Annotated in this window: 18 protein-coding genes and 1 pseudogene; 9 read left to right on the plus strand and 10 right to left on the minus strand. The window is 60.7% G+C overall.

The genetic code is table 11. The annotated features are described in order from the left end of the window. Positions 1-2: 2 nt before the first annotated feature. The 6 genes from ACT6QU_RS15900 to ACT6QU_RS15925 form a co-directional block, all read right to left on the minus strand. On the minus strand, positions 3-893 hold the full coding sequence (locus tag ACT6QU_RS15900) for an amidohydrolase family protein (RefSeq protein ID WP_444836699.1): 891 nt from the start codon (positions 891-893) through the stop codon (positions 3-5). 11 nt (positions 894-904) lie between these two features. Continuing rightward, complete coding sequence (locus tag ACT6QU_RS15905; RefSeq protein ID WP_444564159.1) at positions 905-2,839, minus strand: TRAP transporter permease; 1,935 nt, start codon at positions 2,837-2,839, stop codon at positions 905-907. Between the two features lie 85 nt (positions 2,840-2,924). After that, complete coding sequence (locus ACT6QU_RS15910; protein ID WP_444564158.1) at positions 2,925-3,854, minus strand: TAXI family TRAP transporter solute-binding subunit; 930 nt, start codon at positions 3,852-3,854, stop codon at positions 2,925-2,927. A gap of 42 nt (positions 3,855-3,896) precedes the next feature. Then, positions 3,897-4,553 carry a TetR/AcrR family transcriptional regulator gene (locus ACT6QU_RS15915; RefSeq protein WP_444564157.1) on the minus strand — a complete coding sequence of 219 codons (657 nt, stop codon included), beginning with the start codon at positions 4,551-4,553 and terminating at the stop codon, positions 3,897-3,899. Between the two features lie 358 nt (positions 4,554-4,911). Then, positions 4,912-5,166, minus strand: a complete 255-nt coding sequence (locus tag ACT6QU_RS15920; protein ID WP_444564156.1) for a nucleotide-binding domain containing protein — start codon at positions 5,164-5,166, stop codon at positions 4,912-4,914. A 420-nt stretch (positions 5,167-5,586) separates the two neighbouring features. Continuing rightward, positions 5,587-5,718, minus strand: coding sequence for a hypothetical protein (locus tag ACT6QU_RS15925; protein ID WP_444564155.1), 132 nt, complete (start codon positions 5,716-5,718; stop codon positions 5,587-5,589). On the opposite strand from ACT6QU_RS15925, the pseudogene ACT6QU_RS15930 reads away from it, so the two are divergent. The 8 genes and pseudogenes from ACT6QU_RS15930 to ACT6QU_RS15965 form a co-directional block, all read left to right on the plus strand. Further along, positions 5,704-6,304: pseudogene (locus ACT6QU_RS15930) on the plus strand (iron ABC transporter ATP-binding protein); the annotation flags it as partial. The gene ACT6QU_RS15925 and the pseudogene ACT6QU_RS15930 sit on opposite strands and share 15 nt — an antisense overlap. A 442-nt stretch (positions 6,305-6,746) precedes the next feature. Beyond that, positions 6,747-7,607, plus strand: a complete 861-nt coding sequence (locus tag ACT6QU_RS15935; RefSeq protein WP_444564154.1) for a WYL domain-containing protein — start codon at positions 6,747-6,749, stop codon at positions 7,605-7,607. Next, on the plus strand, positions 7,591-9,777 hold the full coding sequence (locus ACT6QU_RS15940; RefSeq protein WP_444564153.1) for a sigma-70 family RNA polymerase sigma factor: 2,187 nt from the start codon (positions 7,591-7,593) through the stop codon (positions 9,775-9,777). The genes ACT6QU_RS15935 and ACT6QU_RS15940 overlap by 17 nt, the downstream gene beginning before the upstream one ends. Before the next feature lie 40 nt (positions 9,778-9,817). Beyond that, positions 9,818-11,284 carry an ATP-binding protein gene (locus ACT6QU_RS15945; protein WP_444564152.1) on the plus strand — a complete coding sequence of 489 codons (1,467 nt, stop codon included), beginning with the start codon at positions 9,818-9,820 and terminating at the stop codon, positions 11,282-11,284. Further along, positions 11,281-14,148: a Z1 domain-containing protein gene (locus ACT6QU_RS15950; RefSeq protein WP_444564151.1), complete on the plus strand. Its 2,868-nt coding sequence runs from the start codon at positions 11,281-11,283 to the stop codon at positions 14,146-14,148. Before ACT6QU_RS15945 ends, ACT6QU_RS15950 begins: the two co-directional genes overlap by 4 nt. Continuing rightward, positions 14,132-15,136: a PD-(D/E)XK motif protein gene (locus tag ACT6QU_RS15955; protein ID WP_444564150.1), complete on the plus strand. Its 1,005-nt coding sequence runs from the start codon at positions 14,132-14,134 to the stop codon at positions 15,134-15,136. The genes ACT6QU_RS15950 and ACT6QU_RS15955 overlap by 17 nt, the downstream gene beginning before the upstream one ends. A 1-nt stretch (position 15,137) precedes the next feature. Further along, positions 15,138-16,943 (plus strand): AIPR family protein, encoded by a 1,806-nt coding sequence (locus tag ACT6QU_RS15960; RefSeq protein WP_444564149.1) that lies wholly within the window; start codon positions 15,138-15,140, stop codon positions 16,941-16,943. A gap of 55 nt (positions 16,944-16,998) precedes the next feature. After that, positions 16,999-18,309 (plus strand): ATP-dependent nuclease, encoded by a 1,311-nt coding sequence (locus tag ACT6QU_RS15965; RefSeq protein WP_444836698.1) that lies wholly within the window; start codon positions 16,999-17,001, stop codon positions 18,307-18,309. A 56-nt stretch (positions 18,310-18,365) separates the two neighbouring features. Here the strand turns inward: ACT6QU_RS15965 and ACT6QU_RS15970 are convergent, their stop codons facing one another. Further along, positions 18,366-20,090 carry a DNA cytosine methyltransferase gene (locus ACT6QU_RS15970; protein ID WP_444836697.1) on the minus strand — a complete coding sequence of 575 codons (1,725 nt, stop codon included), beginning with the start codon at positions 20,088-20,090 and terminating at the stop codon, positions 18,366-18,368. Between ACT6QU_RS15970 and ACT6QU_RS15975 the strand changes: the two genes are divergently transcribed. Next, the gene (locus ACT6QU_RS15975) at positions 20,004-20,429 is read left to right on the plus strand and encodes a very short patch repair endonuclease (protein WP_444836983.1); all 426 of its coding nucleotides are present in this window, start codon (positions 20,004-20,006) and stop codon (positions 20,427-20,429) included. The two genes, ACT6QU_RS15970 and ACT6QU_RS15975, sit on opposite strands and share 87 nt — an antisense overlap. Positions 20,430-20,551: 122 nt before the next feature. On the opposite strand, the gene ACT6QU_RS15980 is transcribed toward ACT6QU_RS15975, so the two are convergent. The 3 genes from ACT6QU_RS15980 to ACT6QU_RS15990 form a co-directional block, all read right to left on the minus strand. Next, positions 20,552-20,734 carry a hypothetical protein gene (locus ACT6QU_RS15980; protein WP_444836695.1) on the minus strand — a complete coding sequence of 61 codons (183 nt, stop codon included), beginning with the start codon at positions 20,732-20,734 and terminating at the stop codon, positions 20,552-20,554. Further along, positions 20,731-20,904: a hypothetical protein gene (locus tag ACT6QU_RS15985; protein WP_444836694.1), complete on the minus strand. Its 174-nt coding sequence runs from the start codon at positions 20,902-20,904 to the stop codon at positions 20,731-20,733. The genes ACT6QU_RS15980 and ACT6QU_RS15985 overlap by 4 nt, the downstream gene beginning before the upstream one ends. 539 nt (positions 20,905-21,443) lie before the next feature. Further along, a partial coding sequence (locus ACT6QU_RS15990; RefSeq protein WP_444836984.1) for a transposase occupies positions 21,444-21,570 on the minus strand: 127 nt, incomplete at its 5' end.

Genomic DNA, 21,570 nt, shown 5'->3' on the forward strand with positions numbered 1-21,570 from the left:
CTTCAAAGAGTCTCGGGCCAGTAGAGGCGCGTCGGGTTGTCGACGAGAAGTTTCTGCATCAGCTCGGGTCGCGGCGCGATGATCTTCAGGAGATCGACCAGCGCCCCGTCATCCGGCATGTGCTTCTTGATGTTCGGATGCGGCCAGTCCGTGCCCCACAGAACTCTGTCGGGAAACTTCTCGACCAGGATGGCACCGAAGATCGCCGCATCCTCGAAGGGCGGCCCGGCGCGGGAAATGCGCTCCGAGCCGCAGACCTTCACCCAGAAGCGCTCGTCCTGCATCAGGTCGAGAAGCAGTTGAAAGGCGGGCTGCTCGGGGCCGGCCGAGGCGTCGATGCGGCCCATATGGTCGATCACCATCGGCAATTGCAGCTCGCGCAGGAAGGGCGCAAGGCCCTCGAGCCGATGCGCATCGAAATGCACGACCGCATGCCAGCCGAGCGGGATGATCTTGGCCGTGATCTCGCGGATCGCGTCGAGATCGGCCGGTTTGCCAAGATGCGTGACGAAGTTGAAGCGAACGCCACGCACGCCGCCTTCGTGCAACCGCTCCAGTTCGCTCTGGTCAATGTCGCGCTCCACCATCGCGATGCCGCGATAGCGCCCTTCCCCTGCGGCGATCGCGTCCAGCATGGCCGCATTGTCGGTGCCGTGGCAGCTCGCCTGCACCAATATCGAGCGCTCGAGCCCGAGATGGCGGTGCAGGGCGAACAGCTTCTCCTTCGGCGCGTCGATCGGCGTATAGGTGCGCTGCGGGGCAAAAGGAAAGCGCGCGGCTGGACCGAAGACGTGGCAATGCGCGTCGCAGGCGCCCTGCGGCAGCGCGATGTCCGGCTTCTTCGGATTGGGGTGGAAAGGCAGCGGCTCGGGCGTCATCGTTCGTTCCTGCATGTTATCGTTCGTCAGTTGTGCTCAGGGGCGGTGGCGGCCGGGTCCGGCCTGTAGGTGCTGCTCATGAGGCGCATGGTCATCACCACAAGGATGACGAGGCCGCCCGCCCGCGCCAGGAGCGTCGTCAGATCATGGGCGTCGACCGGCGAAGGCCAAAGGACGAGCAGCGATCCGGCGGCCATGGCGGCCCGGTCGAGCCAGCTCATCGGGCGCACCAGCCAGCCAGCGAACGCCACCGAAAGCCCGGTGAGACCGATCGTTGCCAGCGGGATCGCAAGCCAGATGTTGAAGACCTCGTCGCGCAGGAGAAGGCCCGGCATCGTCACGAACAGGAACGGCACCAGCAGCTTGACGAAGCCGAGCCGGATCGATTCCACCGCCGTCGCATTTGCATCTGCGCCCGAGATGCTGGCCGCGGCATAGGCGGCAAGGGCGACGGGCGGCGTGATGGCCGAGACGAGGCCGTAATAGAAGATGAACATGTGCGACACGATCGGGTCGATGCCGAGCCGCACGAGCGCCGGGGCGACCAGGACGGCAAGCAGGAGGTAGGCCGCGGACGTCGGAAGGCCGAGGCCCAGCACGAAAGCGGCAAAGGCGGTCAGGATCAGCACCAGCCAGATGTTGGAGCCGCCGACCTCGATGATCAGGCTCGACACCATCAGCCCCATGCCGGTGAGGTTGAGGACGCCGATGACGATGCCCGCCGCCGCCACCGCAGCAACGATCGGCAGGATCGACACAAGCGTGGCGCGGCAGATGTCGATCAGCGACATCAGCCCCAGCCGCGTATTGGCGGAGAACGGGCTGATCGCCAGCGCGATCAGCAGGCAGTAGACGGCCGCGCGCGTGGGGGTCGTGCCGGTCATCAAAAGAGCGATGAGGCCGATCAGCGGCAGGAGCAGATAGCCGCGTGTCTTGAGCGTCTCACCGAGAAATCTGAGGCCGCCCGACATGTCGCGCTCGAGGTTCAGCCGACCCGCTTCAAGGCGCACCGCGACCATCAGCGCAAGCACGTAGAGAAGGCCCGGCACCAGCGCTGCAAGCGCGATCTGGCCATAGGGCACGCCGATGATCTCGGCCATGAGGAAGGCGGCTGCGCCCATGATCGGAGGAAGGATCTGGCCCGCCGACGAGGCGGCGGCCTCGATGGCGCCGGCGGTGACCGGCGTGAAGCCGGTGCGGCGCATCAGGGGAATGGTGAAGGTGCCGGAGGTGACGACATTGGCGACCGCGCTGCCGTTGATCGTTCCCAGCATCGCGCTTGCCAGCGTCGCCGACAGCCCCGCCCCGCCCTGCACGCGGCCCGTCATGCCGCGCGCGATGTCGACGAAGACCTGGCCGGTGCCCATGCGCATCAGCACGTTGCCGAGCAGCGCGAACAGGAGGATGTATTCGACCGCCACCCCCATCGGGACGCCGTAGAAGCCTTCCGTCGACAGGAAGAGCGTCGATGACAGGCGCGAGACGTCGTAGCCGCCATGGCCGTATTTGCCGGGGATCAGATAGCCCCAATAGGCATAGGCAAGCGCCACGGCCGACAGGATGATCAGCGACCAGCCGATCGTCAGGCGCACCAGGAACAGCACCACGACGAGCATGGTCACGAACATGACCTCGTCCATGCGCGTGGCGATCGCGCCGCGCATGATGATGTCGAGATAGGACTGGTAGAGATAGGGCCCCGGCACGAGGGCAATGAGAGCAAGCACGTAGAGCGCGGTGCGGATGAGGGGCTGGCGCATGCGCAGCGCGGCCGCCATCAGGCCCGCGGCCGCAACGACCGAAAGGAACAGGGAGCGCAGAAGCAGCGCGGTGATGTTGCCGAAGAAGGCGCCGTGGATGACGAGGGCGGTGGCCGTGATCGCCAGGATGGCAAAGAGCACCGAAACGGTCCTGATTTCCCTTTCGCCGGCGCCTTCGCCCGGCTGGCGGAATTCATCCATTGCTCGAACCATCTCGTCCTCGCTGGCGCGCACGCTTCAATTGCAGTTGGGAAAAGGGCGCCCGGGTTTCGGGCGCCCCAGCCGGTTACTGGCCGGCTTCGTCGAAATAGCGCCGGGCGCCCGGATGCAGATCGATCGGGGCGTTGGTCGCGGTCTCGAGCGCGATCGCGGCGGCCTGCGGATGCACCTGGCCAAGCTCCTCCAGATTGTCGAAGATCGCCTTGGTGATCTGGTAGACCGTCTCTTCATTCGCCGTCGTGCTGGTGAAGATCGTGGCCGGATCGTTGATCGCAAGCACGGTCTCGTCCTGGCCCGTATAGGTGCCGGCTTCGATCTCGTAGAGCTGGTAGAAGGGGAACTGCTCCAGGAGCGGCGCAACGGTTTCCTCGTCCACCGAGATAAGGCGCATGTCGCGCTGCGCGCCAAGATCGATGAGCGCTGCCGTCGGCGCGCCGGCCAGAACGACCGTCGCCTCGATCGTGCCGTTCATGAGTGCTGTCGCGCCCTCGGTATAGGACAGGAACTGCGCATTGCCGGGCTCGAACACCCCATAGGCTTCCATCAGGCGCTGGACGAGAACGGCCGAGTTCGAGCCGGGAGGTCCGAGATTGATGCGCTTGCCGGCAAGGTCGGACATGGACTGGATGCCCGTGCTCTCGATCGTCGCGATCTGCAGGACTGCGGGGTAGAGATAGGCCATCGCGGCGACGTCCAGCGCTGCTTCGAACGGGCCTTCGGCGACCGTTGCCTCGTAAAGCGTCGAGGACGAGGAAAAGCCGAACGTCATCTGGCCGGCCGCCACGCGACGGATGTTCTCGACCGATGCGCCCGTGACCTCGGCGCGGGCGGTGGTGTCCGGCATGTTCTGATTGAGAAGCTCGGCCATGCCGGCGCCGATGACGTAGAACAGGCCGCCCGTACCGCCGGTGCCGATGGAAACGCGGTCCGCCGCAACCGACGGCCCGACGAGGCTGAGTGCCACGCCCATGGCGGCAATTGTCTTCAAGAGTTTCATTGTAGTCCTCCCTGTGTTGAACCGATTGGGTGAAGTGTGCCGTCAGACTGCGTCGGTGCGCGCATTCTGCGCTGGCGCCAGAGCGAGGAAGGAGGTATGCGCCGCCTCCACGATTTCATCGATCGCGCGCTGGTGGTCGTGACCATCGACCCGCCCATCCGATAGACGGCTGATCCGTTCCGGGTTGATGAGCGCGTAGTAGAGTGAGCCCAGCAGGAACTGGCTGCGCCAGATCAGCCCTTCGAGAGGCGCGCCCGGCACGCACTCGCCGATCGCCTCGATGAAGGCACGGCTCGTGGTGTCGAACGCCTGGGCGATGATCGATCGGGCATCCTCGTTGCCCTCTGCCGACAGGATCGCCCGCATCCGGGTAAACTCGGCACCGCCGCCATCCGAACCGGTCGACGATGAGAAGGCTGGCACCACATAGGCGCGCAGGATCGCGTGCAGCCGATCGCTGCGATCATGGATACGCCGCGCCTCGCCCAGCAACTCCAACCGTCGCGCGTTCATCGGCGCGGTGCGGCTCTCATAGATTTCCCGCAGGAGATTGGCCTTGGTGCCGAAATGATAGGTGAGACTTCCCACATTGGCATTCGCCGCCTTGGCGATCTCGCGCATGGAGACGGCGCTGTAGCCGTTGCGAGAAAACAGTCGTGCTGCGCAATCGATCAGGTTCTGACGCACATCGCCCGCCATCTCTTCCTCCCATTGACCAAGACCCTTGTACGTTTGTACAAATAATTCGGGCATGTCAACGATGCTGATGAAATGCGTGCTTCGGGCGAGGCGGAAACGCCGCGCCAAAAATCTGAACAATGTACGCAGTCTGGGTCATTCATCGCTGAAGCTTTGGCCGTCAGCTTTGGTTTGCAGTCTTTTCAGCCCAAGACCTGCCAGATGCAATTAGCAGTACGAAAGGCGAGATCGCGCGACTGAAAGATGTTCTGGAAGGATTTGCAGTCTCTGCGGAAATAGCGCCACGTGCGTCAACAGGTTCCTTGACCGCGTTCGCAATCAAGCGGGCCTAGGGTTTGCCAGCTTCTGAATGGAGTGGCTAAATCATCGCTGCGAACGTGTCGAAGATTCTTCGCCCACCAACTTGGCCGCCCTTCAACAAAAGCCTCAAGCCATCGCGTGACGGGTCTGCAGAATGCGTTCGGCAGACACAGACTCCAGCGTCTAACCGGCCTTCGAATATGAGGCTTTCCAATCCCAGCCGGCGCGATACGACGCTCGACGTATCTCCACCCGCGACTGCGAGCGAACGCAAAGGATACCCGTCGATAATTTTCTCGGTGAGCGCGGCCAAGTTTTCCGATAGTTCCGAAGGCGAGCATCCGTAAGCGCGACCGGCTTTCCGTGCGGTCCTTCCAGCGCGTAGCGCATGCCGATGTCGAAGCGCGTCCAGTCGTCCACCTTCTGGGTGTTGGCCTGATCGAAATAGGTGCTGCCGTCATAGACGGCCCTGCCGGTCAGCGTCAGCCCGGCGTGATCCACGGCAGATCGTATTCGCCATAAAGGCTGAGCGCCGTCCGGGGCACGCCCGGCACCGCATTGCCGTCGAAGCTGCCCCCGAGGTGCGCGCGAGTTCGGCGTCGAGGAAGGTGATGCCGCCGAGAACGCGGAGCCCGTCGACGGGTTCGCCGAACACGCTGATCTCCAGCCCGCGGTTGACCTGCAGGCCACCGGCCGAAAACGCCCCCGTTGCCGGATCGGTGAAGGCATTCTGCTACCTGATCTCGAACAGCGAGGTCGCCAGTGCAAACGTCCCGAAGTCGTACTTGACGCCCACTTCCTTCTGCTTGTTCACGAAGGGCGGGAAGATCTCGCCGCTGTTGATCGCCGCATGGACGCCGGGCACGTGACGGTCGACGGGCTCGATGTCGTGACGACGCCGAGCGACCAACTCGCCCGCCGCCTCGCCATCCTGCGGCAGGACAACCACATGACCGCCCGCCTGACCGTACGCGATCTCGTCGCCTTCGGCCGCTATCCCCATTCCAGGGGCCGGCCGAACGAAAAGGAAGCCGCCAAGGTCGCAAGTGCGCTCGACTACCTCGCCCTCGCCGATCTCTCCGACCGCTTCTTGGACGAGCTCTCCGGCGGCCAGCGCCAGCGCCTTCGTCGCCATGGTCCTGGCGCAGGATACCGACTACGTCCTCCTCGACGAACCCTTGAACAACCTCGACATGAAAAACGCCGCCGCCATGATGCGCCTCTGGCGCGAAGCCTGCCGCGATCTGGGCAAGACCGTCGTGGTGGTTCTCCACGACATCAATTTCGCATCCTGGTACTCCGATCACATCGTCGCATTGCGGAATGGCCGAATTTGCCGGCAGGGCACGTCAGACGAATTGATCCGGCAAGATGTGCTGCAGGAAATCTACGACATGAGGATCAAAGTCCTTGAACGGGACGGCAAGCGCATCTGCCTGTTCTACGACTGATGGGTTCGATCGACCGCTGCATCCCGCGGGCGAACTTGGCGGAGGGAGTGGGCCTGATATCCAACCTTCTCTAGGTTTCTCACGGCGATGACAACTAAGCCGGCGCTGCGGGAGATTGTTTCAGCGCGACGCTGTACTTCTGAGGGTTGCAAAATTGTCGCCTCTACAGCTACTTATCCGTCGAGGCGGTTCTGGGCCGGATGCTGCCGTAGGTCGATTCCCGGTTGGGCGCGGTCGTTCCTCAAACCGAACTGGATGCTGCGAAATCCTTTGCGGGCGAAGCACTTAGGCCTCGGCCTTGTAGCGGCTGCTCGCGTCGTTTGGGATTGTTGCTGAATGAGAAGCATTTCCATTGCCAGATCACAATCCCCTGGCTAGCCTCACGACAACCCAGAAAATGGGCGCGCATAGTTTCCATGCGCATAAGGGCTGGGGAGCCGCGGTGGACGACGAGCGATCCGAACTTCGCTGGGGAGTCGAGCAGCGTCTCGAGTTCATTGAGTTCCGCCTATTCTGGGAAGGACATGTGAACCGCAGCGACCTGATGGACCAGTTCGGGGTATCGGTGAACCAAGCGTCCACTGACCTGAAACGCTACATCGGCTTCGCACCCGACAACATGGTCTACGACAAGAGCGCGAGGACCTACGTCTGTGGCCCCGCATTCAAGCCCCGATTCCTCGAACCGGACGCAAGCCGCTACCTCGCGCAGCTTCAGTCGGTAGCGGACGGTATCCTCGACCGCGAGGACTCATGGATCGCCGAACTGACGCCCTTTGCCTCCACGCCGACGCCTGTGCGCGGCGTCAATCCGGTGACCCTCCAATCGGTGGTGGGCGCCATACGACGTTCCGAATCGATCGAGGTGAAGTACCAGTCCCTGTCCAGTCCGGAGCCGCGTTGGCGTTGGATCGCTCCGCACGCTATCGGGTTCGACGGGTTCCGCTGGCACACACGTGCGTTCTGCCTGACGGACGAGGCGTTCAAGGACTTCCTGCTCTCGCGGATACTGGAGATTCGCGGGTCCCGGGACAGCGAAGTGCCTGCGGAGGACGACCGCGACTGGAATACCGAAGTTACCCTGGAGGTCGGGCCCCACCCCGAACTGTCGGAAACTCAAGCTAAGATCATCGCGCTCGACTACGAGATGAGTGGCGGCAAGGCGAAGATCAAGGTCCGACGTGCACTGTTGTATTACGTTCTGAGGCGTCTCGGGCTCGATACTGATCTTGGCGCGAGGAAGCCAGAAGACCAGCAGATCGTACTTCTCAACAGGGAGGTTATTCATGAAGATCATGGATAAACTGTCCCGCATATTTGGAAATCGCGACCAGGCGACGAGCGAACCTGAAAGCCATTTTCTTGGGCCCTTCGAGATCCGGCTGATCGCCGAAGGCAAACTCGAGAGGCTTGCCCAATTTGCGGCATCTTCTCGCCTTCACGCGACCGACCCGAAGGGAGATACACCGCTCCACCTTGCCGCGCGCATGGGCAACTTGGCCGTTTGCGATCTCTTCATTCGGTCGGGTGTCGACCCCGGCGCACTGAACCACGACCGACAGACACCTGCGGGTGTGGCATTTGCCGAAGGTCACGGTCTTGCCGCGCAGCTTCTGTCTTCGCTTGTTGAGGGGTCTCAGGAGACGGAAACGGTGACGGTTGGCGAGCGCGAGATTTCGCTTGTGGTCGAGACTGTCGTTACCAGGCCCGATGCAGTTCCGGAGCACCATTTCGCTGTGATGCAGGAGACGGAGTCAGCCGACAGGACCGACGATTTGGATGACCTGCTGACTTTCGAGGCTGAGGCAGAACCAGAGGACTTCTTCGATCAGTATGCGGGCGATACGGCATCGGGGATATTCGTAGCGTTCGTCGGTTCGTCACCCGTGGTTTCGGATGACGAGGACGGGGATTGGGATCTCGACCTTTCATCTGCGCCGATTGCCGGAGAAGGCATTGGCTCCAGTGCTGGGGTGGCGGCCGATTACGGTTCAGAGAGTGACTTCCTGCAGGTCCGCAACCGCGGCCGACAATCGGTCAAACGAGCAATCGTTCAGACCGGCACGCGGATGTCGATCGACCCGGACCTCTGCTTTAGCTGGGCAGAGGAGATTCTGGCCAAGGGACATTGCTCCCTCGACGATATCGACCGCCTTGTCGCCGATTCCGGAGGGAATGGTGATCTCGAGGAACTGCGCATCAATCTCCAACGCAACCTGGAAGCAGCGGGCTTCGACCTCGATCAGGTGACAGGGCACGATGCCGATCGCTGGGACGCCGTTTTGGATACTTCGTCCGACGACCTCGCTGACGCGATCGAGGCAGCACTTTCACGTCGGACGCGGCTGCCCGGTACACAACGCTTTCTCATGGTGAAATCAGAAGAGCTGCAATTGCTGGAGCCCATGATGCGGGCCAAGCAGGCACTCCAGCTGGGCATCCTGGCTTCCGAGACCGCGGTCGAAACGATCCTCGACGTTATGGACAGCATCCGCGACGGTTCGCGAGACCCCGCCTCGGTCTCTCTGAGAACCATCATTCCTTCACGCCCGGGCCATGCGGAGACCTCCGAAGTAATGGCCGCCGCGGACGCGCTGTGGTCGTGGCACACTACTGGCCGGGTGATGGATGGCAAACGACGAAGAGTGGCGCTTGCTGCGCTCGAGGCACTGGATCTCTCTCTGGCATTCCACAAGGAGTTGGTTCGCAGACTGGAACAGTTCCCAGCGCGCCAAGCCGAGGCCAGTCAGCTGGAGGCCGAAATACTGATTTCCGAATCTGCTACCGAGCACCTAATCCGCGAGCATCTGCCTTACGTCCGGCGGTTTGCTTCGCGGAATGTGGAGAAAGGCGAGGATCCAGAGGACGTCTTCCAAGTGGCGTTCATGGGTCTGCAGCGTTCCACAAAGCGATTCGATCCCGAACGTGGTTATCGCTTCCTCATCTACGCCACTTACTGGATGCGGCAGGCCGTCACGCGATGGCGCGCTGATGAAGGCGCGGCGATTCGCATCCCCGTGCATCGGAGCGAGAAGATTACCAAGCTTGATCGCGCCCTAGAGAGGCTGGACGTTCGGGTCGGGGGCGCCGTCTCCGATTTCGAACTCGGCGAAGAGCTGGAATGGACAATTAACGAGGTCAGACAGTTCCGCAGCATCCCGCGTGAAGCCGAGTATCCCGCAAGCCTTGACGACTGGGACAACCTGCTGACCAACCCTTCAGAAGTGGATGTCTTCGACCAAGCAGAAACCGAAAGGATCGTGACAGACGCACTGGCTGATCTGCCGGAACGTGAGGCTGATGTGATCCGGATGCGCTTTGGTATCGGGCGCGATTCCGACATGACCCTCGAGGAAATCGGCCAGATCTACGGCGTGACGCGCGAGCGCATTCGTCAGATAGAAGCAAGGGGCCTCGATCGTCTTTCCCACCCGGGCCGCAAGCGCCGGCTCCAGGAATTGCTGGGGATGTGACGGGATGGGTGTAAGGAATGCTCCTCCTCATGCCGGGTCGATGCTTGAGTCCCTTCGTGGACTCGGCTACGCGCCTCCCACCGCACTTGCCGATCTGGTCGACAATTCCATCGCCGCAAATGCGCGCGACGTCGCCGTTCATCTTGAGTGGGCCGGTCCAGAGAGTTGCGTAAGAATCGTCGATGACGGCGACGGCATGGATGACGCGGCTCTGGAGGCCGGCATGCGCCTTGGCGCTCGCGATCCGAGGGCTGAACGCGCCGCCACCGACCTCGGGCGCTTCGGGCTCGGCTTGAAGACGGCCAGCTTCTCTCAGGCTCGTCGCCTTACCGTCGCCAGTCGGAAGAATGGTGGAGCGGTCGTCTGCTTGCGCTGGGACCTCGATCTCATCGGTCAGGAACCTGGGGCCGAATGGCCGCTCTTCGAGGGGCCGGCGCCGGGATCAGAGCATCTGCTTGAGCCGCTGGATCAGATGGCCCACGGCACCGTCGTACTGTGGGAGAAACTGGACCGTATCGTGACCGATGGCTTCACGGCCGCCGACATGATCGAGCTCGCGGATCGCGTGGAAGCGCATCTTGCGATGACCTTCCATCGACTTCTCGATGGCCAACTGCCCAAGCTTCGGCTGGCTCTCAATGGCAGAGGATTGAAGCCTTGGGATCCGTACCTCACCGGTCATCCCGGCAAGGCGCTCGAAAGCCCCGAGTATCGGATACTCCACACCACCGGTGTGACTGTGCAATGCCACGTCCTTCCGCATCGCGATATGCTCAAGCCTGCCGAACAGGAAGTCGCGGCGGGGCTTGGAGGATGGACACAGCAAGAGGGCTTTTACGTGTACCGCAACAGGCGTCTCCTTCTCGCAGGGGGGTGGCTTGGCCTCGGCGACGGCGGCAAGCCATGGCCGCGTGATGAAGCCCACAGGCTCGCCCGTATCAGGCTTGACATACCGAACAGCGCGGATGCCGATTGGAAGATCAATGTCCTGAAATCGACGGCCAGCCCCCCGGTGCGCCTGCGACCCCAGCTTCACCGTCTGGCAACAGAAACACGCGACACGGCGCGGCGAGTCTTCGCACACCGGGGACACGTCACCCCGGTCGCAGGCGCGCGCTCGAACGCAGTCGCCGAAGCCTGGCAAGTGCGGCGGTCGGCACAAGGGACGTCTTACCGGATCGCTCGTGACCATGATCTTGTCGCCTCGATCCTCGATCGCGCCGGTTCACTCAAGCCCGATATCCTCGCTCTTCTGAGGCTGATCGAGGAGACAGTTCCCGTGCAGCGCATCTGGCTGGATACAGCGGAAGACAAGGAGACGCCGAGAACTGGTTTCACCGGAGCGGCAGACTACGAAGTCATGGAGACTCTGTCCTCGCTGTTTGAAGCGTTGGTGAAGTTCCGCGGGCTCAGCCCGACCGAGGCGCGCGAGCGGCTTGGTCGTACGCCCCCATTCGACCGGCACCTTGATCTGGTTGCAGCCCTTGAAGCGAAAGACACGCAATGACGATTTCAAATCAGAAGGCCTTCGATTCAATCCTTTCCATGGCTCAGAACATGCTCCGCCTTGCCGCGGAACGCGCTCAGCGCCCTGTCACGCCGGAAATGATCGATAAGGAGCTGACGAAGCTGTCGATCATGATGGAGGACGACTTCGCTCTTGTTGATCGGGACGCGCTCGTTGACGAACTGATCCGCCGATCAAGCCGAACCGTGGGCCAGAACGCCACCCTCTCGAGCGGCGAAGACCATGTCGCCTGGCTTGATGCAGAAAGGAAGAAGGGCTGGACCTATTGGCAGCGCTACTCAGAGTACATGGAAGCGCGCATCCCGTGGACGGCGCTCGACGCCCTCGACGTCGCCACTGACGAAGTCCTTTCACAGCTCGAGGACCCGACCCGAGAAGGTGCCTGGGATCGTCGCGGACTGGTTGTGGGCCACGTTCAGTCGGGGAAGACTGGCAATTATACCGGACTGATCTGCAAGGCCGCGGACGCAGGCTACAAGATCATCATCGTGCTCGCCGGACTGCACAACAACCTGAGAGCACAGACCCAGATCCGCCTGGACGAGGGGTTTCTCGGTTTTGCCACCATCGCGGATGCTGACGAGCTCCCAGCAGTGGGGGTCGGACTGATCGACAAGGACATGTCGGTCCGTCCCAATGCTGCAACGAACCGGAGCGACAAGGGCGACTTCAACACGGCCGTTGCCGCGAAGATGAACATCAGCCCGGAACAGCGACCGTGGTTGTTCGTCGTAAAGAAGAACAAGACTGTGCTGGAGCGCCTGCTGCACTGGATCCGCAACCGTGTGGCCAATCACGTCGACCCCGAAACCGGTCGCAAACTCGTCACCAACCTGCCGCTGCTGGTGATCGACGACGAGTCCGACCACGGATCGGTCGACACCGGTGAAGATGTCGTAGACGAGTTTGGCAACCCCGATCTCGAACATGAGCCCAAGACCATCAACAGGTTGATCCGGTCGATCCTCCACCATTACTCGCGGAAGGCCTATGTCGGTTATACGGCAACGCCCTTTGCGAACATCTTCATTCATGACCGCGGGGAGACACAGGAACACGGACCGGACCTCTTTCCGGCAGCCTTCATCACAAGCCTTGCGGCACCATCGAACTATGTTGGGCCGGGTCGCGTCTTCGGATCGGCTTCCAGCACGCCCGAAGACCTGCCCCTGGTGCGTCCATTGTCGGACGGCGAGTTTCAGCCGTGGATGCCGCCACGACACAAGAACGGCTATCGGCCGCGATGGCAGGGAGAGGATCGTGTGCCGGACTCGCTCGCAGAAGCGATTCGTTCCTTCATCTATGCCTGTGCGGTGCGGAAGCTGCGCGGACAGGGCAGCAAACATTCCTCGATGCTCATCCACGTTACCCGCTTCACCTCCGTACAGAACGCTGTCGTCAACCAAGTCGCAGAGTACGTGCGGGATCTGAAGGGCCGCTACACCCGCGGTATCGAGCTTGCGGGCCTCGAGGCGTCGATGCGCAAGGAATATGAAAAAACCTTCCTGCAAGGCATGAAGAGAATCCGCTTTGCGCTCGTCGAAGGAGAAACGCGGGAGGACTTCTCGTGGGCGGACATTCGTGCCGTCCTCCCTGACGTCCTGTCCGACATTCGCGTGCGCGAGATCAACGGGACGGCGAAGGACGCACTCGACTATGCCGAGAATGATGGCACTGGCCTCAAGGTGATTGCCATCGGCGGCGACAAGCTGGCGCGCGGTCTGACGCTCGAAGGTCTCTGCACGAGCTACTTCCTTCGAACCGCACGCATGTACGACACACTCATGCAGATGGGGCGCTGGTTCGGCTACCGCGACGGCTACCTCGATGTCTGTCGCCTCTACACGTCGCAGGAAATGGTGGAGTGGTTCGGCCATATCGCCGATGCCGCCGAAGAATTGCGTCAGGAGTTCGACAACATGGTCGCAGCCGGCGCCACGCCCAAACAGTTTGGCCTGCGCGTAAAATCGCACTCCGTTCTGACCGTGACTTCGCGGGCCAAGATGAGGAACGCTCGCGCTATGCAGCTGACATATTCGGGCGATCTTCTGCAGACCATCGTGTTTCCCAATCGCAAGGACGACATCACGGCGAACTTCAAGGCTACGGATCGGTTCATCGGTGCACTTGGCCTATCGAAGGACCTGAACCATCAGCACTTTGTGCCGGATGGTCAAAAGAGGAACGGTCACCTGTGGCGCAACGTGCCAGCTCTGAGCGTAATCTCGTTCCTCCGGGATTACAGGACCCATCCCGCCAGCTTCCGGATAATGAGTCCGCTGATTGCGGACTTTATCGAGGAAATGAATAAGGATCGCGAGCTCACGAGCTGGACCGTCGCGCTGATAGGGAAGGACAGTGGTCCGGACGATAAGCACCGCAAAGTAGGCGGTTGCTCGGTCAACATGCTCCAGCGCAAGCGCACCACCGAACATACCGATCGATATTCGATCAAGACCCTGATCTCGCCTCGCGATCAGGCCATCGATCTGACCGAGGCGGAATGGAAGGCAGCGCTCGAACTCAGCCAGAAGACCTGGCGCAACGACACCGATCGAAACGAAGGCAAGGAGCCGCCGTCCGAACCGAGAGGCCCACAGATCCGTCACGTACTCGGAGAAGGCGTCGCCGAAGCGGGCCTTCCGGCTCGTCGGGAACGCGGTCTTCTCATGCTCTATCTGCTCGATCCCGAGGGCGCGGGTGTCGATGAACTGAAGGATGCCGATCCCGTCGTGGCCTGGGCAATCAGCTTTCCGTCAAGCACTTCCGAGAGACGGGTCTCCAACTCGAGGTACATTGCCAACAGCGTATTGTGGGGGGGCCTCAATGACTGGGTGGACTGAAGAGGGGATTGCTCGTGCCTGGCGATCGCTTGCGCGACAGGAAGCGGCGGAAGACTGGCGGTTTGTACATCTCACCGATATGGGCGTGGTCTCGGTTGAGGCGGGTTGTCAGTTTCCACTCGGGCGGGAGGCGCTGATCGTCTCCTTTCCGGGATCTTGGCCGGTGAACCCGGCAAGGCTTCCTGAAGGCAAGGGCTTTGACGTCTCCTGCATCGAGGCGCCGACCGAATTCGCTGGTAAGACGGCGATTGCTCTCGTCAGGCGGCCAGAGGGCTCACCCGACATCTTCGCCATCATGGTCGTGGATGTCTTGAGAGCGCTGGAGACTGCAGCCAACGGCGCGGGCCGCGACGTTATGGAGGCGTTCCTCGAGCGTGTCAGGGAGTGGCAGGCTTTCATGGCCCGATCACACCGCCCTCTTTCGTCCGAGGCGCAGACCGGCCTGCTCGGCGAACTCTGGATGCTCAGGCTGCTCACGGAAACCTCCCTCGGAGCCGGTGCTCTCGACTGCTGGCAGGGACCGTTACGGGCTGCACAGGACTTCCGCGTTCGGGGAGGCGCGATAGAGGTGAAGAGCACGATCCGGACCGGCAGCTTCCTCGCGCGGATCAACAGCATCGAACAGCTGGATGGTGACCGGGCGCCCAACTTCCTGTGCGCCTTTCGCTTCGAGGAGAATATCGATGGGATCTCGCTCATCGGTCTTGTGACTGAACTCCGAGAGAGGTTCGGAATGGCCGGAGTGCAACGCGGGTTCGAAGCGCTGCTCATGGTGATGGGGTACCTCGACGAGCATGCAGCGCTCTACGGGCGCACATTAACATTGAAGGACGCAAGGGCGTTCGGCGCGGAAGGTGACATGCCGCGCCTTACGCGCGCGGCGCTTCCAGCTGCCATCCGTTCAGCTGCCTATGTGCTCGACCTCGACGCGCTCGAAGTTCCCTCGATCGGACTTTCGGAGCTGATCAACGAATTTGGACTGGATTGATATGAGCCTCGAAGAATTTCACCGCAACTTTCGTTCCGACCTGCAGACCATCATCGCCGAGCGTGTGGAGGCTGGCGAAGGCCCATTTCCTTCGGATGAGCTCGTTTTTGCGGAAATGGTCATGGAGCACGTTGCGGAAGCCGGGATCTGCGAGGCACCTACCGTTTGCCACTGGAGCGGCAAGGTCGGAAACGCAAGGCTCCGCATTACGGGCTATGCGCTCAGCTCCGATGAAACGGCTCTCGACCTCTTCGTGACCCACTATTTCGGGACAGAAGAGCTGAACGATCTCAGCGACCCGGATGCCACCGCAACCGCAACCGAAGGCGTTCGCTTTCTCTTTCGAGCGGCAAGCGGCAACCTCGACGCAAGGATCGATCCGACGCATCCCGTCAGGGATCTGGTCGCCACCATTCGTTCTCGCTGGGGCGACATCGACCGACTTCGAGTGTTCGTGATAACCGATGGCAAGACCAAAACCAAACGGTTCTCGAACAAGGAGGTTCACCAGAAAATGGTGGCCGTCGAGGCCATGGATATGGAGAGGCTGTTCCGCCACACCGAGGGCAAACCGCGAGACGAACTGGCCGTGAGTTTCGTCCAGTCGATCGGTCGGGCACTCCCCTGCGTACATGTCCCGGATCCTGACGCTGACTACGAGTATGCCCTAACCGCCATTCCCGGGCAGCTCATTCGGGATCTCTATCTGCGCTACGGAACGACGCTGCTCGAAGCTAATGTTCGCACCTTTCTGGGGACCAAGCGCGCGGTCAACAAGGGCATCGTCGAAACGCTGCGTAAGGAACCGGAGCACTTCCTCGCCTTCAACAATGGTCTTGTGCTTGTCTGCGACGAAGCGGCCTTCGAGCGGACCGACGACGGTAATCTGGGCCTGTCCTTCCTGAAGGGTCTGCAGATCGTGAACGGCGGCCAGACAACCTCGACCATCTACTTCTCATCCCGCGATGATCGTACTATCGATCTCAGCCATGTCATGGTCCCGGCCAAGATCATCATCCTCAAGGGATCGCAGGACGAAGCGCGCGAGAGACTGATCAGCAACGTATCACGGTATGCGAACAGTCAGAACGCGGTGAAAATGTCCGACCTGTCGGCGAACCGCCCGTTCCATCGAGAGCTTGAGAAACTCGCGAACGACACGTGGTGCCCCGACGGTGCAACGCGATGGTTCTACGAGCGCGCAGCTGGAGCCTACAACGTCATGCTGCTGAGAGAAGGCACTACGCCGGCCAAAAGGCGAAACCTGAAGGAGATGATCCCGCCGAAACGCAAGCTGACCAAGAACGACATCGCCAAGTACCACGAAGCGTGGCGCTGCAAACCGAACCAGGTCGCTATGGCTGGCGAGAAGAACTTCGCGGCTTTTATGGCTGCTCTCGATGACGATCCGACAATCGTACCCAGCCCGCTCGATGCCCGCTGGTACCGGGCGATGATCGCCAAGGTCATCCTGTTCAAGGCGATCGAAAGCATGATCAAGACAAAAGAAGCAAAGGAGGTGTTTCGCCAGGGATGGGTCAACATCGCGACTTACGTCGTATCGGTTGTTGCCGATCAACTTGGTGATCGGCTCGATCTTGAGCAGATATGGATGCGGCAAGGGATTTCAGTTGGCCTGCGGGACCTGCTCTGGGACTGGGCCATCGTCGTAAACGCCGAGTTCAACAGGATCGCCCCGGGCCAGCAGATATCAGAGGTGGCGAAACGCCGGGAGACCTGGGAAAGGATCAAATTGGCAGACTTCCCTCAACAAATGGAGGGAATAAGCGAGTTGAAGAGCCATTGAACGAATCATGTGATGTGTGCGCAAGTCCTCCTCCAGGTTTTAACAAGGAAAGCAAATGCAAGACGATCAGAAATCTGGTAAAGCTCACCAACGCTTAATCAGTTGTGTCGAAAATACTTCTGACGTTTCCCGAGCGTTCTCGTCATCAGAATTCGTGTCAGAACCTACAGCAGAAGATTTTCATCGAGCAAGATCGACTTCCTTCTCAAAGGGTAGCTTCGCGGAAGTCAATTACACTAGCTGGGACCATGAAGAATCTGACTGGTCAATCGACTGGGTAAATTCCCATACGCCAGTTACAACGTACGAGATTGATGGACAAATAGACCTTCGAGATCAGCGCAGGCGCAAAATCAAACCTGACCTCACCTCTTTGAAGAAGGCAGTCAATGAAGGTAGGAGCCCAAGCAGTACGAAAAGTGACGGGCACATCGCGTCCATTCATTTGAAGAACTTCAAGAAGTTTCGAGGATTCCAGATTGATGCAGGCACCAAGAATGTTCTTACTGGTAGAAATAATGCGGGTAAATCGAGCATCCTTGACGCACTAAGGGTAACACATGATGTGCTTCGGTTTGTATCTAGACGAGTGCCGGAGTTAACTGAATTTGAGGGAAAAAGCTGTGTTGGCTTCACACTGCCAACCACAGCATTGAAGATTCCCATGACGAATATCACGTGGAATTACTCGGACAATCCGGCTTCGGTTCGAATTTCATTGAGGAACGGCTCGCAGTTTGTGATCATCCTCCACCCAGATTATCCAATCAAAGCCTACCTGCTTACCGAGGGGCCACTACCCAGAACGACTGCCGCCTTTCAACGTCAGTTCCCTTTGTCGTTGGTAGTGGTGCCGACTTTAGGTCCGGTTGAAGAGCGCGAGTACTATTTGACTGATAAGACCATCTCCAGCAGCGAGAATACACGCACAGCCCACAGGCACCTTAGGAATATCCTTATCCGACGCACGGGAAGAGAGTTCGATGAGTTTTCTCAAAATGTATCAGCCGCTTGGCCCGATATATCTCTCGATCGCCCCAAAGTTATTGGAAATGGGGAACCTGTGGAGATGATATTCTTTGAAAATGGAATTCCGAGGGAGATTTTCTGGTCAGGCTTTGGTCTCCAGGTATGGATGCAAATGGTTATTCAGTTCATGCGTGGTTCAGACGGAGCAGTTTTGGTCCTTGACGAGCCGGATATCTATCTTCACCCAGACCTGCAGGTTCAAATGATGGATTTTGCTTCACAGAGGTTTGGCCAGATATTCGTTGCAACCCACTCATCTGCAATAATAAATTTTGTGAACGCTGACGAGGTACTAACTATTTCAGCAAAGGAAGGCGCCGCAATCAGGGAAGCCTAGGGGCAGGACATATCTACGACTTAGCAAGGTATCGGTTAATTTGTGTAGGCCCCCAGTCAGCCAATAGTGGCTGACAATAGTTTGGCAATCTGACGGGCAAGGTAGGGCGGCACTGCGTTGCCAACTTGGACGTACTGCTGCGTGCGGTTGCCGAGGAACAGGTAATCGTCGGGAAAGGTCTGCAGACGAGCAGCTTCGCGAACCGTCAGGCTCCGGCACTGGATGGGATCGGGGTGAATGAAGTAGTGGCCATCCTTCGAGATGTGGCTCGTGACCGTCGTCGATGCCTCGTCCGCCAGCTGAACCCGGAAGCGGTCATTGAACACACCGCTGTGCCAGTTGCGGTGATCGGGGCTGAGCACCAGAGGAAAATCGGCGGCCTTCGGGCTGTAGCCATGGACGGTCCCGAACACGGCAGCAAACAGGTAGCGACCCAGATCCGATGCCATGTGCCCGCGCGTCTCGTGCTGGGCCATCGCGCGAAGTTCCGGTCGCTCGATCCACTGCAGCAACTCATCGTTCGAAGTGCCGTAGCCGTCTGGCAACCGTGACGCAGCCCGAACGATAGGCGGGTTTTCCTTCACGCGCTCCGAAACGGTCAGGAATGCTTCACGGAGCGCACGTTTCTCCTTCCCCCTGGAGATGCCGGCCAGCAGCTTCGCGGCGTCGAGGACTTCTCCTCGCCAGGCAGCCGCGTCGTCGCGCCCGCGGCTGATGCCGCTTCGCAAGACGGGCATCGTTTCGATGACATCGCGGACGGTTTGCGCCATCCCAGATACAGCGATCTCCGCAACGAAGGCCCGGTCTGCGAGGTCGGAACGGATACCGACGATGATCACTCTGTGGCGACGCTGCGGGACTCCGAACGCCTCGGCGCGCACGATGAAATCCGAAGGCTGTGCCGCCTCCTGCAGGCTCGCCCTGCCATCCTCGACCCGGACGGCACGAAGTTCGTAGTGATGGGCATGACCCGTGCCGAGCGACGACAAATCCTCCATCAGCATCTCGAAGACAAGCCGGCTCTCGACGGTCGACGAAAGCATGCCCTTCACGTTTTCCATAACGAAGGCAGCCGGGCGAAGCTTGTCGAGGACCCGGATGTACTCGCGAAAGAGGTAGTGCCGCGCATCCTCCTCCGGGACGTAACCGACCTTGCCTCTGGAGCGAACGCGTCCCACCAGGGAATAGGCCTGACAGGGCGGGCCGCCGATCACAATCGTGTCGTCGTACTTTGCTTTCAGCGTCGCGATGGCGCCATCTATGGCGGTCGCCGCACCCCCAGTGCCGAGCTCGAGCGCGCGGGCTTCGTCGATGGCATGCTGCCACGCTTCAGCGTCGACGGCTGACCAGTCCGGTTCGGATGCCAGGCCCGCATGGAAATCGATAAACTCTTTCGGCAAGACGCCATAACGCGCACGGTACTCGCGCAGGAACGCGCGGAGCATCAGGGTTCGATGGGCCGACGCCTCCTTCTCGACCGAGATGCCGATCCGGAACGGCGCATGGCCGTCCTCGACGAGGGAAGCGAACCCCTCGCCAAGTCCGCCCGGGCCGGCAAACAGATCGACAATGCCGAAAGTGGAAGGCAAATCAGGATCCTGACGAATTTCATTCAGCCGGTGTATACCAGGTTCAGGGACGAAGACCAGGCGGATGTGACCGATATCGTGGACCAGCAGACCCGTTCCCGGATGATGTCGGGAATCAGGGGAAAGAACACCAAGCCCGAGCTGGCTCTCAGGCGGGCATTGCACGCGCGCGGTTTCCGATTCCGGCTTCATTCCGGTAAGGTTCACGGTCGACCGGACCTTGTCCTTCCGAAGCACCGCGCCGTGGTCTTCGTGCACGGCTGCTTCTGGCACCGACACGAGGGGTGCCGCTACGCGACCGTCCCGGCAACCCGGCCGGAGTTCTGGCGGGCGAAGTTCGATGCGAACGCCGCTCGAGACAGCGCCGTTCGCACAAAACTCCTCGAAGACGGGTGGCGTGTGGCGACGGTATGGGAGTGCGCCCTGCGGAAGCCGGAACAGGTGGAAGCCTCGACGGAAGGCCTTTCGATCTGGCTGCGATCTGAAGAGCTTCAGATCGAGATCGGCGACGACTACGTACGTCGATCCTGAGTGGAAGCGCCGTTTCCCTTTCGGGGCAATGAACCCAGCACCGCGGTGCTCGAGCGACCTTGCTGACCGCGCTACGCTATTCACAGGCCCGCGCTTGGTCGCGCATCACAGCGTTCCAGCATCTAACGTTGGATATCATTGGCCTTCTCCGTGGTCTCAAGGCGTTTGGCGAGGCGTCCCGCTCGCTCGCCGGACCTCCCAAGCGAAAGCAGGAACAGAAGCTCGGCCAGCGCGATGGCGCCGTAGCGCAGAGCCGCCCGCATCCAAGGGATCGTGGCGATCCCGGTGAGAAGCGCTGCGATCATCGCTGCCCCCGCTTCCAGTCATCGAGGCGGGTATAGATGGTGACCGTGATGCCGCCGAGCGCCACGACGATGAACACCCAGCGCAGGGAATCGAGATATGGGACCAGCGGCAGGACGGCGCTTTGCGTCTCCGCCAGCACCTGCTGGGCCGCCTCCAGCGCGTAGCGCAACAAGTCAGCGCGCGGTGGACGTCCGGATCGACGCTGCCATCTCGGACCGGCAAATATGGTTCGATACTCCGCAATCAAGTGGCGTTTTCATCGCCGGTGCGGAGGTGCTGGACCTACTAGCCGCGCTGCAAAGGGCGTCGTCGCTGACACTAGAGCTGCTGTTCGACGGTGCGGCAATCTCGACTACCTTCAACATGGCGGGGTCGGACGCGGCGCTGTCGACGCTTGAAGGATCCTGCACATTCAACGGAGCAGATGAACAGGCCGCGGTTAGCTCAGCTACCGGCCGCCGATGCAGGCAATCTCGGCGGGTCTGCCGAGCCGCGCGCCGTTCGCACACCCACCGTTGCGTTGCAAAGATTCCGACCCATGGGGCAACGAGAAGACCATAAGTTGCGATGGGATGGAATGCGACGGCGGCACCACCCACCGAGATCCAGACGTCGCCGGCCATGGCGAAGGGGTCGTCCTGGCGCATTAGCGAGCCTCACCACAGGGTATAGCGGCTGTCACCAATGTCTAGGCTCAGGACTCATTGATCAGAGCCAGAAGATGACGGCGGCTGCGATGCAGATGGCCGAGAAGAAGGTGTGGGCGCATCGGTCGTAGCGGGTTGCGATGCGTCGCCAGTCCTTGAGCCTGGCGAACAGGTTCTCGACCTTGTGG

The sequence above is a fragment of the Aliihoeflea sp. genome, assembly GCF_052435475.1.
GTDB lineage: Bacteria > Pseudomonadota > Alphaproteobacteria > Rhizobiales > Rhizobiaceae > Aliihoeflea.

What these genes read in the sequence shown, in the direction of transcription:
- ACT6QU_RS15900 (WP_444836699.1), bottom strand. Translation starts at nt 893, where the DNA reads ATGCAGGAACGAACGATGACGCCCGAGCCGCTGCCTTTCCACCCCAAT.
- ACT6QU_RS15905 (WP_444564159.1), bottom strand. Translation starts at nt 2,839, where the DNA reads ATGGATGAATTCCGCCAGCCGGGCGAAGGCGCCGGCGAAAGGGAAATC.
- ACT6QU_RS15910 (WP_444564158.1), bottom strand. Translation starts at nt 3,854, where the DNA reads ATGAAACTCTTGAAGACAATTGCCGCCATGGGCGTGGCACTCAGCCTC.
- ACT6QU_RS15915 (WP_444564157.1), bottom strand. Translation starts at nt 4,553, where the DNA reads ATGGCGGGCGATGTGCGTCAGAACCTGATCGATTGCGCAGCACGACTG.
- ACT6QU_RS15940 (WP_444564153.1), top strand. Translation starts at nt 7,591, where the DNA reads ATGAAGATCATGGATAAACTGTCCCGCATATTTGGAAATCGCGACCAG.
- ACT6QU_RS15945 (WP_444564152.1), top strand. Translation starts at nt 9,818, where the DNA reads ATGCTTGAGTCCCTTCGTGGACTCGGCTACGCGCCTCCCACCGCACTT.
- ACT6QU_RS15950 (WP_444564151.1), top strand. Translation starts at nt 11,281, where the DNA reads ATGACGATTTCAAATCAGAAGGCCTTCGATTCAATCCTTTCCATGGCT.
- ACT6QU_RS15955 (WP_444564150.1), top strand. Translation starts at nt 14,132, where the DNA reads ATGACTGGGTGGACTGAAGAGGGGATTGCTCGTGCCTGGCGATCGCTT.
- ACT6QU_RS15960 (WP_444564149.1), top strand. Translation starts at nt 15,138, where the DNA reads ATGAGCCTCGAAGAATTTCACCGCAACTTTCGTTCCGACCTGCAGACC.
- ACT6QU_RS15965 (WP_444836698.1), top strand. Translation starts at nt 16,999, where the DNA reads ATGCAAGACGATCAGAAATCTGGTAAAGCTCACCAACGCTTAATCAGT.
- ACT6QU_RS15975 (WP_444836983.1), top strand. Translation starts at nt 20,004, where the DNA reads ATGTCGGGAATCAGGGGAAAGAACACCAAGCCCGAGCTGGCTCTCAGG.
- ACT6QU_RS15970 (WP_444836697.1), bottom strand. Translation starts at nt 20,090, where the DNA reads ATGAAGCCGGAATCGGAAACCGCGCGCGTGCAATGCCCGCCTGAGAGC.
- ACT6QU_RS15980 (WP_444836695.1), bottom strand. Translation starts at nt 20,734, where the DNA reads ATGATCGCAGCGCTTCTCACCGGGATCGCCACGATCCCTTGGATGCGG.